The 16,241-nt window shown below is 36.0% G+C and carries 17 protein-coding genes and 1 tRNA gene; 9 read left to right on the forward strand and 9 right to left on the reverse strand.

From position 1 onward, the window contains the following. Nucleotides 1-35 precede the first annotated feature (35 nt). Together ACK4R1_RS01300 and ACK4R1_RS01305 are read right to left on the reverse strand one after the other, a co-directional pair. Nucleotides 36-1,922: a hypothetical protein gene (locus tag ACK4R1_RS01300; RefSeq protein WP_409682545.1), complete on the reverse strand. Its 1,887-nt coding sequence runs from the start codon at nucleotides 1,920-1,922 to the stop codon at nucleotides 36-38. A gap of 168 nt (nucleotides 1,923-2,090) precedes the next feature. Continuing rightward, nucleotides 2,091-3,254 carry a hypothetical protein gene (locus ACK4R1_RS01305; protein ID WP_409682548.1) on the reverse strand — a complete coding sequence of 388 codons (1,164 nt, stop codon included), beginning with the start codon at nucleotides 3,252-3,254 and terminating at the stop codon, nucleotides 2,091-2,093. A 170-nt stretch (nucleotides 3,255-3,424) separates the two neighbouring features. On the opposite strand from ACK4R1_RS01305, the gene dusB reads away from it, so the two are divergent. Further along, nucleotides 3,425-4,417: a tRNA dihydrouridine synthase DusB gene (gene dusB / locus ACK4R1_RS01310; RefSeq protein WP_409682551.1), complete on the forward strand. Its 993-nt coding sequence runs from the start codon at nucleotides 3,425-3,427 to the stop codon at nucleotides 4,415-4,417. Here the strand turns inward: dusB and ACK4R1_RS01315 are convergent. Together ACK4R1_RS01315 and rbfA are read right to left on the reverse strand one after the other, a co-directional pair. Beyond that, complete coding sequence (locus ACK4R1_RS01315) at nucleotides 4,414-5,613, reverse strand: ABC transporter permease (RefSeq protein ID WP_409682555.1); 1,200 nt, start codon at nucleotides 5,611-5,613, stop codon at nucleotides 4,414-4,416. The two genes, dusB and ACK4R1_RS01315, sit on opposite strands and share 4 nt — an antisense overlap. Before the next feature lies 1 nt (nucleotide 5,614). Then, nucleotides 5,615-6,007, reverse strand: a complete 393-nt coding sequence (gene rbfA / locus ACK4R1_RS01320; RefSeq protein WP_171221360.1) for a 30S ribosome-binding factor RbfA — start codon at nucleotides 6,005-6,007, stop codon at nucleotides 5,615-5,617. Between the two features lie 220 nt (nucleotides 6,008-6,227). On the opposite strand from rbfA, the gene mce reads away from it, so the two are divergent. Together mce and ACK4R1_RS01330 are read left to right on the forward strand one after the other, a co-directional pair. Further along, nucleotides 6,228-6,635 carry a methylmalonyl-CoA epimerase gene (mce, locus tag ACK4R1_RS01325; protein ID WP_409682558.1) on the forward strand — a complete coding sequence of 136 codons (408 nt, stop codon included), beginning with the start codon at nucleotides 6,228-6,230 and terminating at the stop codon, nucleotides 6,633-6,635. An 89-nt stretch (nucleotides 6,636-6,724) separates the two neighbouring features. Then, nucleotides 6,725-6,798: transfer RNA gene (locus ACK4R1_RS01330), tRNA-Ile, on the forward strand. Between the two features lie 194 nt (nucleotides 6,799-6,992). Here the strand turns inward: ACK4R1_RS01330 and ACK4R1_RS01335 are convergent. Both ACK4R1_RS01335 and ACK4R1_RS01340 read right to left on the reverse strand, forming a co-directional pair. Continuing rightward, nucleotides 6,993-7,199, reverse strand: a complete 207-nt coding sequence (locus ACK4R1_RS01335) for a hypothetical protein (RefSeq protein WP_409682561.1) — start codon at nucleotides 7,197-7,199, stop codon at nucleotides 6,993-6,995. A gap of 77 nt (nucleotides 7,200-7,276) precedes the next feature. Further along, nucleotides 7,277-7,867, reverse strand: coding sequence for a riboflavin synthase (locus tag ACK4R1_RS01340; RefSeq protein ID WP_409682564.1), 591 nt, complete (start codon nucleotides 7,865-7,867; stop codon nucleotides 7,277-7,279). Nucleotides 7,868-7,927: 60 nt separating this feature from the next. Between ACK4R1_RS01340 and pdxA the strand changes: the two genes are divergently transcribed. The 6 genes from pdxA (at nucleotide 7,928) to accC (ending at nucleotide 12,909) form a co-directional block, all read left to right on the forward strand. After that, on the forward strand, nucleotides 7,928-8,974 hold the full coding sequence (gene pdxA, locus ACK4R1_RS01345) for a 4-hydroxythreonine-4-phosphate dehydrogenase PdxA (protein ID WP_409682567.1): 1,047 nt from the start codon (nucleotides 7,928-7,930) through the stop codon (nucleotides 8,972-8,974). Nucleotides 8,975-9,059: 85 nt separating this feature from the next. Then, nucleotides 9,060-9,599, forward strand: coding sequence for a YceD family protein (locus ACK4R1_RS01350; RefSeq protein ID WP_409682570.1), 540 nt, complete (start codon nucleotides 9,060-9,062; stop codon nucleotides 9,597-9,599). A gap of 9 nt (nucleotides 9,600-9,608) precedes the next feature. Beyond that, complete coding sequence (rpmF, locus tag ACK4R1_RS01355) at nucleotides 9,609-9,803, forward strand: 50S ribosomal protein L32 (RefSeq protein ID WP_121312109.1); 195 nt, start codon at nucleotides 9,609-9,611, stop codon at nucleotides 9,801-9,803. A gap of 158 nt (nucleotides 9,804-9,961) precedes the next feature. After that, nucleotides 9,962-10,963 (forward strand): beta-ketoacyl-ACP synthase III, encoded by a 1,002-nt coding sequence (locus ACK4R1_RS01360; protein ID WP_409682573.1) that lies wholly within the window; start codon nucleotides 9,962-9,964, stop codon nucleotides 10,961-10,963. A 24-nt stretch (nucleotides 10,964-10,987) separates the two neighbouring features. Further along, nucleotides 10,988-11,467, forward strand: coding sequence for an acetyl-CoA carboxylase biotin carboxyl carrier protein (gene accB / locus ACK4R1_RS01365; RefSeq protein WP_409682576.1), 480 nt, complete (start codon nucleotides 10,988-10,990; stop codon nucleotides 11,465-11,467). A 95-nt stretch (nucleotides 11,468-11,562) separates the two neighbouring features. Next, nucleotides 11,563-12,909 carry an acetyl-CoA carboxylase biotin carboxylase subunit gene (accC, locus tag ACK4R1_RS01370; protein WP_187659069.1) on the forward strand — a complete coding sequence of 449 codons (1,347 nt, stop codon included), beginning with the start codon at nucleotides 11,563-11,565 and terminating at the stop codon, nucleotides 12,907-12,909. Nucleotides 12,910-12,952: 43 nt separating this feature from the next. On the opposite strand, the gene ACK4R1_RS01375 is transcribed toward accC, so the two are convergent. Genes ACK4R1_RS01375 through ACK4R1_RS01385 form a run of 3 tightly spaced genes read right to left on the reverse strand, consistent with a single transcriptional unit; the run spans nucleotide 12,953 to nucleotide 16,151 of the window. Beyond that, entirely contained in the window at nucleotides 12,953-13,489 is a 537-nt protein-coding gene (locus tag ACK4R1_RS01375) for a hypothetical protein (protein WP_409682580.1), read from the reverse strand. Nucleotides 13,490-13,507: 18 nt separating this feature from the next. Then, nucleotides 13,508-14,230: a hypothetical protein gene (locus ACK4R1_RS01380; protein WP_409682583.1), complete on the reverse strand. Its 723-nt coding sequence runs from the start codon at nucleotides 14,228-14,230 to the stop codon at nucleotides 13,508-13,510. Between the two features lie 16 nt (nucleotides 14,231-14,246). Continuing rightward, nucleotides 14,247-16,151 carry a S9 family peptidase gene (locus ACK4R1_RS01385; RefSeq protein ID WP_409682586.1) on the reverse strand — a complete coding sequence of 635 codons (1,905 nt, stop codon included), beginning with the start codon at nucleotides 16,149-16,151 and terminating at the stop codon, nucleotides 14,247-14,249. Nucleotides 16,152-16,241 lie beyond the last annotated feature (90 nt).

Consider the following 16,241-nt stretch of genomic DNA (forward strand, 5'->3'; position numbering starts at 1 on the left):
AAATTATATATTTATTCTTTTATGCAGGGTTGTTTTTATTTGATGGTAAAAATATCCAGATTGTTCTTATTGATGTAAAAAACTCTCTTTTCAACATCATCAACTACATATTTAGGATCGTTACTTTCAAATTTAAGTTTGTCTATTTCTTTGCCCGATTTTTTTTCTACTTGAACTAAAAACTTATTGCCTTCTTTGTCTTTGGTAAAAAAGAAAGCATAATCGTTAGTTTGGGTAAAAGCATTTAATCGATTAGGATTGTAAAGCATACTTGAGGCTTCTGTATAATATTCTCCTCTTTTAAATTGTTTAACGCCTTTATCCGCTTGATCCGTTGTTGCTCCCGGAACTCCCATAGAATTGCCAAGTGCTTCCGGTGTTCCGCCAACCATATTGGTTATTCCTGTTAGTTCACTGGCGGCTCCGGCCGTGTCTAAAATTCCTGAAGCTACGTTCAATAATTTTCTACCTGTTTCTCCTGGTGTTGAGTAATATTTTTGGGTGACAATAACCCCTTTGTCGTTCAAAATAATATATTCCCATGGACTTGAAATGAAATAACCGGTACTTGTTTTTTCAAAAATGTTTAAAAATCCTGGTTTTTTGATGGATATAGATTGTTCTTTTTTAGGCAAAAGTCCTTTGTCTGGATTATATAAAAATAGCCCTTCGCTTCCAACGCCACATTCAATAATCAAAAGCGCTTTGGTTTCTTCATCAAATGAAACTAAATTTGATTTGTAACTTAAGGTTTTCTTGAAATTCTTGGCTTTATCTTTATTGTCAAAATATCTCAAGGCTTGACTGGTAACATAGATGGTTCCGGCATTGTATTCATATTTTGTATAGCCCTGGTCTTCTAGCCAGTCATAATCGTCATCTCCAAAGTTAAGAGCAACTTTCTCTGCTTTCTTCCAGATTTTTTTCCCTTGATTGTCAAGTAACATTTTTTCGTTTTTGTAAAAAACCAAATAGCCTTCCGGCGTTTTTTCAATGCTGTAAATCCTTTTTTCACCAAATTTATTTTTCCACGCTTCCTTACCTGAATAGTCATACATCATTCCGTCACCTTTGGTTTTGATGAAAATTTTACCATCAATATCTTTGTGCCATCCAAAATTATCATCTAACTTGATTTTTGTCACCTCTTTACCGCTATTAAAATCGAAGACTAAAACTGCATCGCTAAAACTTCTCAATTCAGGAACTAAACCCGGACTACCTTCAACTACAAAAAGATTTTGCTCTTTGCTATCGGTAAATAACATTCCGGTTTTAATATTATCATTCAAAACTACTTTCCCTGTTTTGGCATCCAAAATCATAATTGATTTGCCATACATTAAAGCTATTTTATGCGTTTTGGTATAAATCAGATTTCTAAAACTCTCCGGAGTTCCTTCTGAGGAACCCAAAGCGATGGCCTTATCTAACAAACTGGTCTTAACTTTTAAGGCTGATGTCCATTTCACTGTTGATGATTTCATGTCTATCATCGAGAAAGCTTTCTCGCCTTTTTCTCCTTTTGTAGCTACTAAAACTGCAAAAATTTCAGGCAATAACTGAAAAGTCTCAATTTTATTACCTTTCAAAAGCACATTTCCGTTACGCGTGTCTAGTAATGTTTTATTTTCAAGAATAATGAAAGGCGTATTGTTAATATTGTTCACAACCGCTTCGCCTTCTCCATTTAAAGTAGACAATGAACCTAATGAAGTCATAGGTTGTTTCCAAATTACTTTTCCTTGATAGGGATCAATTCCAATTAACTCTTTATTTGACTGCACTACAGGTATGCCTGAAAAAGCGTTAAAATATACTTCTTTTAAATTATTTTCTAGAGCAACAGAGTTATCAGCTTTGCGTTGGGCATTAATTGTTAAAGAAACAAATAACAATGCATAAAAAAGATTTCTTTTCATAATATTCTTCTTTTAAATATAGTCTGCAAAGCTAATGATATTAGGCAAATTAATATAGTGTTTATCAAAGATTTCCATTGGTATCGAAAAGGATGTTTTTTGAATGGATTAAAAGCTTATTTTCAAAAGCTATTTAATAAAAAATGCTCCTTTAAGGAGCATTTTTTATTAAAGGTTTAAAATGACGTGTTCCAGTATAAATTGGGAGTTTCCAATGTTTTGATTGGCGTGATTGTGAAATGTAGTATAATAAATTGTGCCACTTGTTCCAACGGCCGAACAAGAGCCTAAAGCATCACCATGATCCAGATGATCTTGTAAAGCGGAAGCTTCTATAGTAATGGTAATAGGACTACTTCCGTTTTCATCCGGTACATGACAAATGGTAATCCAATCTGAATTTTGCGAATTTCCGACTCTGCTTCCGGCCAAACTTTGATCATAAAAATTGTTGGTTTTAATCATTAAGGCTTCATTTGTAGTAGAATCTCTTACCAAAACTTCCCAAAAACTTTCATCAACCGAATTAATTTTTTGCCAAGACGCTAAATCATATTCAATATCCAACGTTGTAAGCCCAATCGCATTTGCTAGTGCAGAATTAGTAATCAAAGCGTTAAGCGTTGTTGCACTTCCATTTCCCAGCGAGCAAAGTGTGCTGTCTGGAATAAATCCTCCTGAAGCATTACAAGCGGTTGTGCGATTAGTTCCTCCTATCAAATAGGCAATAGCCCAATCAGATGCATACAAACTACCCCCATTAGTAACAAATTGAGCCAAATTGGTTGTAGCCGTTGGATTGTTACTTATGCTATTAGAACTCGCTATTGAACCACAATTCAAAAAGATAATATCATACTGAGAAACAATACTGTAATCAGACAATTGTGCGTATGTTAAGGATTCTGTTTCATAACCCAAAGAAGCAATAATTTCTTCTATGCTATCATAACTACCACTAACATAAGCGATTCTTGCCACTTGATCTAGTCTAAGAGACGATTCTTCTAATTGCTGCGTCTGATTTTCCTGAACCACAACATTAATATTGGTTCTAAAATTAGAGCCATCTCCGGTTTGAATATACAATGTTCTGTCGCCAATTGGCGCGTTTAATTCAAAATCTCCTGCGGCATTGCTATAGGCATAATAAATATTTTTTTCGTCGTCAAAAGCAAACACCAAAGCGCCACCTACAGCTTTATGGGTATTAATGGTAGTTACTTTGCCTTTTAGTGTGCCTGTTTTTTGGCCAGATGAATTGTTGCTTTCATCACTACAGCTAACCAAAGTCAGCACTGATAACAGCAGAATGAGTAATTGTTTTTTCATGATAAAATGTTTAATTGGTTGGTTTAAAGATGTATAGAATTCAAATTTAATGTTTTTTCTTATATATCATTACTTTGTTGATAATTTTATTTCAGCCAGTAGAAGATTAATAATCATTTAAGAGTTATTAATAATAGATTTTTACCTTTGCAAAAAAATCATATCCGGATATGCCCAAAATCGGCAATATTGAATTACCAGATTTCCCTTTGTTACTTGCGCCTATGGAAGACGTGAGCGATCCACCGTTCCGCAGATTGTGTAAGTTACATGGAGCCGATTTGATGTACTCAGAATTTATTTCTTCCGAGGGATTAATTCGCGATGCGATGAAAAGCCGAATGAAACTGGATATTTTCGATTATGAACGTCCGGTTGGGATTCAAATTTTTGGTGGCGATGAAGAAGCCATGGAAATGTCTTCCAGAATTGTCGATGCCGTTCAACCTGATTTGGTGGATATTAATTTTGGTTGTCCGGTAAAAAAAGTGGTTTGTAAAGGTGCCGGAGCCGGTGTTTTAAAAGATGTTGATTTGATGGTTCGCTTAACCAAGGCCGTTATCAAAGGAACTTCTCTTCCTGTTACCGTAAAAACACGCTTAGGTTGGGACGAAAACTCGATTAATATTGACGAAGTAGCTGAACGTTTGCAAGATATTGGTGTGCAAGCCTTAACAGTTCATGCCCGAACTCGAGCTCAGATGTACAAAGGTCATTCAGATTGGTCACACATTCAGCGTATTAAAGAAAACCCTAGAATTACGATGCCGATTTTCGGAAACGGTGATATTGACTCGCCCGAAAAAGCATTGGAATACAAAAACAAATACGGATTAGATGGGATGATGATTGGTCGCGCCGCGATTGGTTATCCGTGGATTTTTAACGAAATCAAACACTATTTCAAAACCGGTGAACATTTGGCACAACCAACAATGGCAGATCGGATAGAAGCCGCGAGAAATCATTTAACTTGGTCAATGGATTGGAAAGGCGAACGTGTGGGCATTGTAGAAATGCGACGTCATTACACCAATTATTTTAAAGGAATTCCCAACTTTAAAGAACACCGTTTAAAATTAGTTACACTGGAATCGGCTGAAGCTTTGTTTAAGGCTTTGGATGAAATTCAGGAGGTGTATTCGGGTTTTCAGTTTGTTTAATCCAACAATTTTTTACTTACTCTACTACTTGCAATCCAACTGGAAATAAAGCCTAAAGATACAATCGTCAAGAAAACAATCACTACATTTTGAATACTGAAAACTACAGGATAAGCTAAGGTTTCGGTAATCATAACCAAATTAAACTGTTGCTGAATCACCACAATAATGATTCCCAAAAGCAAACCGATAATGCCTCCAAAAAGGCTCAACAAACTGCCTTGTAATAGGAATATTTTCTTCAAATCTTTGATTTCGGAACCTAAATTATAAAGCGTTTTTAAATTCGATTTCTTATCTAAAACCATCATGATTAGCGCACCGATTAAGTTGAAAAGCGCAATAATAATTACCAAAGTAAAAATTAAATACACCGCAATATTTTCGGTATTCAACATTTTATATAAAGTAGCGTTTTGTTGTGCTCTGTTTTTAATTTCCACTTTATTTTGAAATAGCATATTCAGCTTTTCAATAACCGTAGCTTCATCAACATTAGGTTTCAGTTTAATTTCAACTCCTGAAATTTGATTTGGTTGAAGTTCCAATAATTTTTGTGCTAAAGTCAAATCACAAAACACATATTTATGGTCTAAATCCTCGCTAACAGCATAAATTCCTACCGGAATCAAAGTAGTTTTATTGAACGCTTCAGCTTCGCTTTCAATAACCCCTTTCCCTTTTCTCGGCACATAAACTTCAAAAGCATTATTAAAATCATAAAGTCCTAGGGATAACTTCTGCGAAATTCCGTAACCAATCACGACTTGAATCGTATTGGATTCCAACCATTTTCCGTTAACCAAGTTCTGATCTACAACGTTGGTTTTGGTAAAATTAACATCAACACCTTTTAAATAAGTCACCTGTTCTTTTCCTTCAAAAAAGAAAAGCACCCGTTCTTCTACAACTTTGCTGTAAGAAGCAACACCGTCAATATTTTTTAATTCTTTTTCCTGATTCGGACTAATAAAAAATGATTTTCCTGAAATTGGATTGACTTTCAAATCGGGGTCAAAGTCATTGGAGAATGACAAACTAAAATTACGTAGCCCACTAAAAACAGAAAGCACCACAAACAAAGCCATGGCGCCAACAATAATCCCAACCGAAGCAATACCCGTAATAATATTGATAGCATTGTTTTTACTTTTGCTAAAAAGGTATCGTTTGGCTATGTAGAGCGAAAAGTTCAAACTAGAATTTCTTGCGTTTGTCTAAAAGGTCACGGTTTTCTATCGGATTTTCTTTTCCGGCCAAAGCGTTGTCAATTTTTTCAATATAATCCAACGAATCGTCAATATAAAAAGCCAAATTCGGCACTTTGCGCAATTGCAACTTTACCCTTTGCGACAAATCGTGTTTGATTAAAGGCGCATTGGTTTTAATGGCTTCCAATAAATCCTTAGCCTTGTCTTGAGGAAAAACGCTCAAATACACTTTAGCAATAGACAAATCAGTAGTCACGCTCACTTTTGAAACCGAAATAACCAAATTAGAAATACCGTTTTTACGCACTTCCCCTTGAAGAATATCTACCAAATCCTTTTGCAATACACTGCCAATTTTTTTCTGTCTGTTCGTTTCCATGCGGCAAAAATACGATTTAAATTTTTATAAAGGCCAGAAGCGAAAGTTTTGGCATTTTCAGCCAGCCATTTTCCCGCTATCCGTTCTACTGCGTGCCACTACACACGAGCGAAGCGACTGCCGAAGGAATCGGGGCTAAATTAAAAACCATAGTATCTTTGCGTCCCGAAATTTCGGGATTGAGAAAAACTTTGCGAACTTTGCGGTTAAAGTACAACTCATGAGAAAAATAGAACATATTGGCATCGCCGTAAAAAGTTTAGAAACGTCCAACCTGCTTTTCGAAAAACTCTTCGGAAATCCACCTTATAAAGAAGAAGAAGTCGCCAGCGAAGGTGTAAAAACTTCCTTTTTTATGAACGGACCAAATAAAATAGAACTGCTCGAAGCTACCAATTCGGAAAGCCCAATCGCTAAATTCCTGGAAAAGAAGGGAGAAGGTATTCACCACATTGCTTTTGATGTACAAGATATACTTTCAGAAATGGAACGATTAAAAAATGAAGGCTTCATAGTATTAAACGAAACACCCAAAAAAGGAGCGGATAATAAATTAGTCGCTTTTTTACATCCAAAAGGAACAAACGGCGTTTTGATTGAGCTTTGTCAAGAAATCGAGCAAAAATAGTTGCAACGAAAAAAAATTAGTGGTAATATTGCAACCTCAAATAAAGCCGTGGCTTTGTTCACAATATCCCAAATCTGTGAAGTAAAAACGGTCCTATAGCTCAGTTGGTTAGAGCACCTGACTCATAATCAGGTGGTCCTTGGTTCGAGCCCAAGTGGGACCACAAATCAAAAAGACCTCCAAAAGAGGTCTTTTTTTATCTAAAAATAAAACCAACAGAGGAAATTTATCGTTTATAAGAAATGTGTTTTTATCATAATTTTTAGAAATAAACTACTAATTCGCTTTAAAAAAAGCGCTATTGGAGATTAAATTTCTATTAACTTAATGGATAAAATATTTAATTTATTTTGGAGATTAGATTTTTTTTATACTTTTACGCACTATGAAAATTGTCCCGAGTAGAATAATTACCATTCTGGTTTTGCTTTTGTGGAGCTTCGCAAGCCATGCGGCACCTGCGGAACCACCACAACCATCATTGCCTCCACCACCGCCAGGCTTGCCTTTGGACGGAGGTGTATTGTTGTTGATGGTCATCTCATTAACCTTTGGATTATACAAAATTTACAAATTGAATATAAAAAAAGCATCCCATTAAAAGGATGCTTTTTTCTTTATAAATGCACGAATTTTAAAAATTATTGTCTCAAAGAAGACAAACGTGCCACGTATTTTCCCACAACATCAAATTCTAAATTTATTTTTGTGCCTATTTTGAACGATTTAAAATTAGTATATTCATAGGTGTAAGGAATAATTGCCACACTAAATTCATTTTCTTTTGAATTCACAACAGTCAAACTAACTCCGTTAACCGTGATTGAGCCTTTTTCAATCGTAATATTGTTTAATTGTTGATCATATTCAAAAGTAAAATACCAACTCCCATTGGCTTCTTCAATTAATTTACAAATTCCGGTTTGGTCAACATGCCCTTGAACAATATGCCCATCGAGCCTGTCTCCTAATTTCATAGCGCGTTCTAAATTAAGTAAATCCCCAACTTTCCAATCACCGAGATTTGTTTTTTCAATCGTTTCTCTTATGGCTGTTACGGTATATTCATCGTTACTAATTGCCACAACAGTCAGACAAATACCGTTGTGCGCGACACTTTGGTCAATTTTTAACTCGTTAGTTATCGTGGAAGAAACCTTCACATGAATATTATCGTTGTCTTTTTGTATTTCTTTGACTATTCCAAGGGTTTCAATTATTCCTGTAAACATTATGGTTTTATTTTACTAAATTTGCACTTCAAAATTAGCAATAAATAACTAGTCCTTCTTATGAAAAAAGCAGAAAATATAATCGTTGGAATATCCATTGGAGATTTAAACGGTATTGGAAGCGAAGTAATCCTTAAGACTTTTGAAGACTCCAGAATGTTGGAGCTTTGCACACCGGTTATTTTTGCCAATGTAAAAGTGCTTTCGTTTATCAAAAAAACTTTGGAACTTACTGCTCCGTTACATGGAATTGATAAAATAGAGCAATTAGTAGTTGGGAAAATCAACGTGTTAAACATTTGGCGTGAAGGTGTTGATTTAAATTTTGGTCAAAATGACGAAAACATCGGAAAGTATGCCATAAAATCTTTTGTAGCTGCCACTAAAGCTTTGAAAGAAAACCAAATTGATGTTTTAGTTACCGCGCCAATCAATAAATACAATATCCAATCGGAAGAATTTAAATTTCCCGGACATACTGATTATTTAAACCAAGAATTGGAAGGCAATGCCCTGATGTTAATGGTCAATGATAATTTGAGAGTTGGTTTACTAACGGATCACATCCCGGTAAATGAGGTGGCCAAACATCTGACTGAAAAACTAATCATTCAAAAAGTTGAAACCATTAAACAATCTTTGATTCAAGATTTCGGGATTAACAAACCTAAAATTGCCGTGTTGGCTTTGAATCCACATGCCGGAGACAACGGTGTTATTGGCAAAGAAGATGATACAATTCTGAAACCAACACTAAAAAAATTGTTTGAAAAAGGAACTTTAGTTTTTGGCCCGTTTGCCGCTGATGGATTTTTTGGTAGTAACCAATATGATAAATATGACGCAGTAGTTGCCACTTACCATGATCAAGGATTAATTCCTTTTAAAACTTTATCATTTGGCAATGGAGTAAATTACACAGCAGGTTTAAACAAAATCAGAACTTCTCCCGATCATGGAACGGCATATGAAATCGCCGGAAAAGGAGTTGCCGACTATAATTCGTTCAAGGAAGCTGTTTATACTGCCATTGATATCTATAATTCCAGATTTCAACACCTGCAAATCAGCAAGAATCCCCTGAAAACAAAAGAAAAACAGTTATAAACAAAAAAATGTTCATAAGGTTATTGGAATTCCAATAATTTTATATCTTTGCACTCCCGAAATGTCGGGTCAAATTGTTGTCTAGATGAAAAGTACAAATGAATATTTAATTCCTTTTGTAGGGTTAAAATTAGGAAAGCATCAGTTTGAGTTTAAAATAAACAAAAAGTTCTTTGACGAATTTAGTTTTGATGAATACGAAAGCTGTGATGTTGATGTAGATGTTGTCTTAGACAAAAAATCTACCATGTTAGAAGTCAGCTTTAAACACAAAGGAACCGTTAACGTTCCCTGTGACCTGACCGGAGAACCATTTGATTTACCTATCAAAGGAAAAATTAAATTAGTAGTCCAATTTGGTGAAGAATTCAACAATGACAATGATGAGTTATTGATTTTGCCACACGGTGAACATCAAATCGATTTATCACAATACATTTATGAAATGATTGTTTTGTCTGTGCCTCTCAAAAGGGTTCATCCCGGAGTAAAAGACGGTACATTACAAACAGAAGCATTGCAAAAACTAAACGAATTACAAGTAAAAGACGCAAAAGAAGTAAAAAAAGAAGATGATATTGACCCGCGTTGGGACAAATTAAAACAACTATTAACGGATAAATAATATAGTACAATGGCACATCCTAAGAGAAAAATCTCCAAAACTAGAAGAGACAAAAGAAGAACTCATTATAAAGCAACTGTTGCTCAAATCGCTACTTGCCCAGTAACCGGTGAAGCGCATTTATACCACAGAGCTTACTGGCACGAAGGAAAAATGTATTACAGAGGACAAGTAGTTATTGATAAATCAGTAGCTGTTGCTTAATTAAAGTTTTTTTACAAAACAAACTCCCACTTTATGGGAGTTTTTTGTTTTAGCTAATTTTAGCAAATATCCAATCCTAATCACCTTAGGTATAATTTTTTTTTGTAATTTCCACAACTTTTCGATTTCAAAAAATCGATTGGAAAAATACCATTTTTATGACTACAATTACAGCCGCAATAACCGCAGTTGGAGCTTATGTTCCGGAATTTGTACTCTCAAATCAAGTACTGGAAACCATGGTTGATACCAATGACGAATGGATTACTTCTCGTACCGGAATCAAAGAAAGAAGGCTTTTAAAAGAAAAAGGCAAAGGCACTTCTTATTTGGCTATCAAAGCCGCTCAGGATTTAATTTCCAAAGCCAAAATCAATCCCGAAGAAATAGACTTAGTCATTATGGCAACTGCAACTCCGGATATGCCGGTAGCGGCCACTGGCGTTTATGTGGCCAGCCAAATTGGTGCCGTAAATGCTTTTGCTTACGATTTACAAGCCGCTTGCTCTAGTTTTCTATTCGGAATGTCGAATGCAGCAGCATATATAGAATCTGGCCGATACAAAAAAGTACTTTTAATTGGTGCCGATAAAATGTCTTCTATCATTGACTATACTGATAGAGCGACTTGTATCATCTTTGGTGATGGCGCAGGTGCGGTTTTATTCGAACCTAATTATGAAGGACTTGGTCTTCAAGATGAGTTTTTAAGAAGCGACGGAATCGGTAGAGAATACCTTAAAATTGATGCCGGTGGTTCTATCCTTCCTCCATCAGCTGAAACAGTTGCCAACGGCCAACACTTTGTATTTCAAGACGGAAAAACCGTATTCAAATACGCTGTTTCAGGCATGGCTGATGTTAGTGAGAAAATCATGGAACGCAATAATTTATCCAAAGACGATGTCAATTGGCTTATTGCTCACCAAGCCAATAAAAGAATTATAGATGCGACTGCCAACAGAATGGGTTTAGATGAGGAAAAAGTATTGGTAAACATTCAAAAATATGGCAACACTACCTCAGCAACACTACCTTTGTTGTTGAGTGACTTTGAAAATCAATTTAAAAAAGGCGATAATTTAATATTTGCAGCATTTGGAGGTGGATTCACTTGGGGTTCCATCTATTTAAAATGGGCATACAACAAACAACAATAAAACTAATTCTAAAACTAACTAATTATGGATTTAAAAGAAATTCAAAACCTAATCAAATTTGTATCCAATTCCGGCGTTGCTGAAGTAAAGTTAGAAACAGGCGACATTAAAATTACAATCCGAACTACCTTAGAAGGCAATTCACCTGATATCACTTATGTACAACAAGCTCCAATGCAACAAGCTATTGCTGCTCCCGTAGCTGCTGCACCGGTTGCCGCTGCTCCTGTTGCTGCTGCTCCTGCTGCCGACGACAACTCAAAGTATGTTACTATAAAATCGCCAATGATTGGAACATTCTACCGCAAACCTTCTCCGGACAAACCGGTATTTGTAGAAGTAGGAAGTACTATTCAAAAAGGAGACGTACTTTGTGTGGTAGAAGCGATGAAGTTATTCAACGAAATCGAAGCAGAAATCACCGGGAAAATCGTTAAAATTTTAGTAGATGATATGTCTCCTGTAGAATTTGACCAACCGTTATTCTTAGTTGACCCTTCTTAATTTGAAGATTTGAAGATGTGTTAATTTGAAAATAATTTTCACATGCTTCACTAATTTTCAAATTTTCAAATTGTATAATTTTCAAATTAAAAAGGATGTTTAAAAAAATATTAATTGCCAATAGAGGGGAAATTGCGCTTCGCGTAATCAGAACCTGTAAAGAAATGGGCATCAAGACCGTGGCAGTTTACTCAACAGCCGATGCGGAAAGTTTACACGTAAAGTTTGCAGACGAAGCCGTTTGTATTGGGCCACCACCAAGTAATTTATCTTACTTGAAAATGTCGAATATTATTGCCGCTGCCGAAATCACTAATGCTGATGCTATTCATCCGGGTTATGGTTTCTTGTCTGAAAATGCTAAATTCTCTAAAATTTGTCAGGAACACGGTATCAAATTTATTGGTGCTTCGCCTGAAATGATTGACCGTATGGGTGACAAAGCTTCGGCTAAAGCTACCATGAAAGCGGCTGGAGTTCCTTGCGTTCCGGGTTCTGACGGTTTGTTAGAATCATACGAACAAGCTCTAGAATTATCTAAAGGTATGGGCTTCCCGGTGATGTTGAAAGCTACTGCCGGTGGTGGTGGAAAAGGAATGCGTGCCGTTTGGAAAGAAGATGAATTATTGAAAGCATGGGAAAGTGCTCGTCAAGAATCAGCGGCAGCGTTTGGTAATGATGGCATGTACTTGGAGAAATTAATCGAAGAACCGCGTCATATTGAAATACAAGTGGTAGGTGATTCTTATGGAAAAGCTTGTCACTTATCAGAAAGAGATTGTTCAGTGCAACGTCGTCACCAAAAATTAACGGAAGAAACACCGTCTCCGTTTATGACTGACGAATTAAGAACTAAAATGGGTGAAGCCGCGGTTAAAGCAGCAGAATTCATCAAATACGAAGGCGCCGGAACCGTAGAATTTTTGGTGGACAAACACCGAAATTTCTACTTTATGGAAATGAATACTCGTATCCAAGTAGAACATCCAATCACCGAACAAGTTATTGATTATGATTTGATTCGTGAGCAGATATTAGTAGCGGCCGGCGTGCCTATTTCGGGTAAAAATTATTTACCGCAATTACACTCTATCGAATGTCGTATCAATGCGGAAGATCCTTATAACGACTTCCGTCCGTCACCGGGTAAAATTACTGTTTTACATGCGCCGGGTGGACACGGAGTGCGTTTAGATACTCACGTTTACGCAGGTTACACCATTCCGCCGAATTATGACTCGATGATTGCCAAGTTGATTACCACGGCTCAAACTCGTGAAGAAGCCATCAACAAAATGAAACGCGCTTTGGATGAGTTTTATATTGAAGGCATTAAAACCACTATTCCGTTTCACCGTCAGTTGATGGAAGAACCGGATTATGTAGCCGGAAATTATACTACGAAGTTTATGGAGAGTTTTAAAATGAACGATCCGGAATAAATAGAAAGCCTCACAATTAGTGAGGCTTTTTATTTTATATTGTTTACAATTTAAAACGACTTTTATTTGATTTGACGTGTTCCAAAATCTCTTCATATTCCGACATTTCTTTCGGAATTTTAATAATCCCACTATCACTAAGCAAATTACTTTCCATAGAATGAATAGTGATTTCGAAGTCATTTATTTCCGTGAAACTTATTTTACTAAAAGGAATAACACAATCAAATTTTTGACCATACCTTATAGTATTCAACTCCATACTTGCCTTGGTTAAACTATCAATGCTATCCTTAGCATGCGTTTTTATGATAGCGCTTTCTGTAAATGTCACCTGAAGGCTTTGGGCCAAATTTTCAGTTCCGTTTTTTATAGAGAGATAACATACAAATCCCAAAAGCACAAAGACCAACACCGGGAAAAAAGAATAGGGGTGAAACTGTGTCAGAACAGGGAAAAGCATACTAAAAACGCCAAAAATAACATACACCATAATCATTTTCTTTTTCACTTCTCGGTTTACATAACCAACTAACAAATCACGATTAACAGCATAAGTTTTAGTCATTGTTTTAGTCATTGTTTTAGTCATACAAATTTATGTCGTTGCTTTATTTTCCAAATCAATAACTTCGGCTATGTTTTTTAAAGAATTTGAAGAATGAGAATACTCGCCTGTCTTTAAATAGTTATCAACCGCAAAACTTAAACTGCCGAGCTTCGCTCTGTTACTTAGAATAGTCAATCTGTCCTTAATCAAATCAATTAACATCCTGTAATGCTCCGCAAAATCTTGTTGGGTTACAGAATTTCTAAAGATAATTTTATATGCAGGATATCCATACAAGAAGAATCTGTTTGGATAAACAAAAGTATGTGATATCTGTATCCAGAATTCTTTCTTGTTTTGTTCAAAATATTCTTCAGTCTTATTGATGTTTTTTAATACTAAATTGGCATTTCTGAACTCTTTCACGAAATCAGCATTTAATCCGAAAATCATCCGATAAGCTAAAAACAAAATGATAAAATAATTGAGTCCCTTAATCAATTTGAACACTGTTTCATTCATTCCTGTATTACTAAAGAGCATAACAGCCATCAGAACAAAGCATAATGAAATCAACCATGTTGGTATAATCCAAAACAATCTTCCTTTCATTCCGGCTTTATAGGTAAAAGCCACAACAAGGTGAATAAAATACATTTGTAAAATTCCATTTCCCTCGAAGAAACTGTTGAAACCTACTAAATAAAAAATACCTAATATAATTACTATTATCAAAGCTTGTAAAAAAGCCGAAATATTAAATACTACCATAATATTAATAAAAAAATTACAAAGTTTCCTTTAACCATTTGTAAAACTCACGTTGCCATACTAAAGCATTTTGAGGTTTTAATACCCAGTGGTTTTCTTCAGGAAAAAGCATGAAACGGCTTTTGATGCCTCGCAATTGTGCGACTTGGAAAGCTTCTTGTCCTTGTCCGATAGGCACACGGTAGTCTTTACCGCCTTGGATGATTAGGATGGGTGTGTTCCATTTATCGACCATTTTAATTGGGTTGAATTTGGTGTAGGCTTTTTGAGCATCGGCATTGTCTTTTTCCCAATAGGGGCCACCGTGATCCCAATTGTTGAAGAACACTTCTTCGGTGGTACCGTACATGCTTTCTAAATTGAAAACACCGCAATGCGAAATAAAGGTTTTAAAACGGTTGTTGTGAATGCCGGCGAGATAGAATACCGAATAACCGCCATAGCTTGCTCCAACCGCGCCTAAACGCGTTTTATCGACATAACTTTCTTTGGCCACATCATCAATCGCTGAAAGATAATCATCCATTACTTGTCCGCCCCAATCTTTAGAGATTTGTTCGTTCCACGCTTGGCCGTGACCATACATGCCACGACGGTTTGGTGCTACAATTACATACCCTTGAGAAGCCATTAAAGAGAAGTTCCAACGGAATGAATAGCTTTGGGTTAACGGTGATTGCGGTCCGCCTTGGCAATATAAAAGCGTTGGGTATTTTTTAGTTTTATCAAAATTCGGTGGAAGAATTACCCAAACCAACATCTTTTTCCCGTCAGTCGTCGTTACATAACGTCTTTCGTATTTTGGCAAAGCCAATTTGGCATAAGTTTCCTCATTTGTTTTGGTCAGTTGTGTCCAAGTTTTTTTCTTGAAGTTATAAGAATAGATTTCACCTGCATGATTCATATCGGTTCTGGTCACGATGATATTATCGCCTGAGAAACCCACCAAATCATTTACATCAAAATCTCCAGAAGTGATTTGTTTTACGGTTACAGCAATTTTGGTTAAGCCAGGGAAATTGACTTCGAATAAATGTTTGGCACCGTCAACAGCGGCAGTAAAATACACTTTTTTACCATCGGTACTCCAAAGAAAACTATCGACACTACCGTCCCAATTGGCGGTCAGGTTCATATCGATGCCTTTGAAACGAACAATTAAATCGTTTTTATCAGCTTCGTAACCATCGCGTTTCATTTGTAACCAAGTTAAGTTCCCGGTTGGGGAAAATACCGGATTCATGTCGTAACCGAGATTGCTTTCAGTTAAGTTTTTGGTAGTTTTGGTTTCGAGGTTGTATTCGTATAAATCGGTGTTAGTGGAAATGGCATAATCCGTTCCTGATTTCTTTTTGCAAACGTAAATGATACTTTTGCTGTCGGGTGACCAAATGTAATCTTCATCGCCACCGAAAGGTTTTTGCGGACTGTCGTAAGGTTCGTTAGGCATGATGTCAATTGGCCTTGCCTTGGTTCCTTTATTTAAAGCATAAAAAACGTGGTTGTGTGTTCCGTTGTTCCAAGTATCCCAATGGCGGTAATCTAAGCCGTTATACACTTGGGCATCGGCTTTGCTTAAATCGGAATGAATGTCTTTGCCTAATACGTTATCGGTTTTTACTTCTTGGTTTGAAAGAATATAAAGACCATCAGGAGAAACGTTTTTATCGCTCAATAACTCTTTGGTTTCTTGTACTTCAGTTGGTGTTCCGCCGTTTACCGGAATGGTGTAGAATTTAGTAGTTGATTTGTTATCGGTTACTGATGGTGTGGCTACTTTATAGACTATGGATTTTCCGTCAATTGAAATTCCTAAAGCGGTTACTCTTCCTAATTTCCATAAGGTTTCGGGAGTTAATACTTCTTGTGCTGAAGTTTGTAGTGCCATAAAACTAATAATAGTGATAAAAATATTTTTCATTTTGATTCTATTTTGAAGAACGTAAAAGTAATGAATTTATAAAATAAAAAAGTCCCGATTGCTCGGGACTTTAATGATTGTATCTGGAAA

Origin of the sequence: Flavobacterium sp. (assembly GCF_046293665.1) — a bacterium.
Lineage (GTDB): Bacteria > Bacteroidota > Bacteroidia > Flavobacteriales > Flavobacteriaceae > Flavobacterium.

Excerpts from the sequence above, each read along its gene's own strand:
- ACK4R1_RS01300 (WP_409682545.1), bottom strand. The coding sequence starts at position 1,922 with ATGAAAAGAAATCTTTTTTATGCATTGTTATTTGTTTCTTTAACAATT.
- ACK4R1_RS01305 (WP_409682548.1), bottom strand. The coding sequence starts at position 3,254 with ATGAAAAAACAATTACTCATTCTGCTGTTATCAGTGCTGACTTTGGTT.
- dusB (WP_409682551.1), top strand. The coding sequence starts at position 3,425 with ATGCCCAAAATCGGCAATATTGAATTACCAGATTTCCCTTTGTTACTT.
- rbfA (WP_171221360.1), bottom strand. The coding sequence starts at position 6,007 with ATGGAAACGAACAGACAGAAAAAAATTGGCAGTGTATTGCAAAAGGAT.
- mce (WP_409682558.1), top strand. The coding sequence starts at position 6,228 with ATGAGAAAAATAGAACATATTGGCATCGCCGTAAAAAGTTTAGAAACG.
- ACK4R1_RS01340 (WP_409682564.1), bottom strand. The coding sequence starts at position 7,867 with ATGTTTACAGGAATAATTGAAACCCTTGGAATAGTCAAAGAAATACAA.
- pdxA (WP_409682567.1), top strand. The coding sequence starts at position 7,928 with ATGAAAAAAGCAGAAAATATAATCGTTGGAATATCCATTGGAGATTTA.
- ACK4R1_RS01350 (WP_409682570.1), top strand. The coding sequence starts at position 9,060 with ATGAAAAGTACAAATGAATATTTAATTCCTTTTGTAGGGTTAAAATTA.
- rpmF (WP_121312109.1), top strand. The coding sequence starts at position 9,609 with ATGGCACATCCTAAGAGAAAAATCTCCAAAACTAGAAGAGACAAAAGA.
- ACK4R1_RS01360 (WP_409682573.1), top strand. The coding sequence starts at position 9,962 with ATGACTACAATTACAGCCGCAATAACCGCAGTTGGAGCTTATGTTCCG.
- accB (WP_409682576.1), top strand. The coding sequence starts at position 10,988 with ATGGATTTAAAAGAAATTCAAAACCTAATCAAATTTGTATCCAATTCC.
- accC (WP_187659069.1), top strand. The coding sequence starts at position 11,563 with ATGTTTAAAAAAATATTAATTGCCAATAGAGGGGAAATTGCGCTTCGC.
- ACK4R1_RS01375 (WP_409682580.1), bottom strand. The coding sequence starts at position 13,489 with ATGACTAAAACAATGACTAAAACTTATGCTGTTAATCGTGATTTGTTA.
- ACK4R1_RS01380 (WP_409682583.1), bottom strand. The coding sequence starts at position 14,230 with ATGGTAGTATTTAATATTTCGGCTTTTTTACAAGCTTTGATAATAGTA.
- ACK4R1_RS01385 (WP_409682586.1), bottom strand. The coding sequence starts at position 16,151 with ATGAAAAATATTTTTATCACTATTATTAGTTTTATGGCACTACAAACT.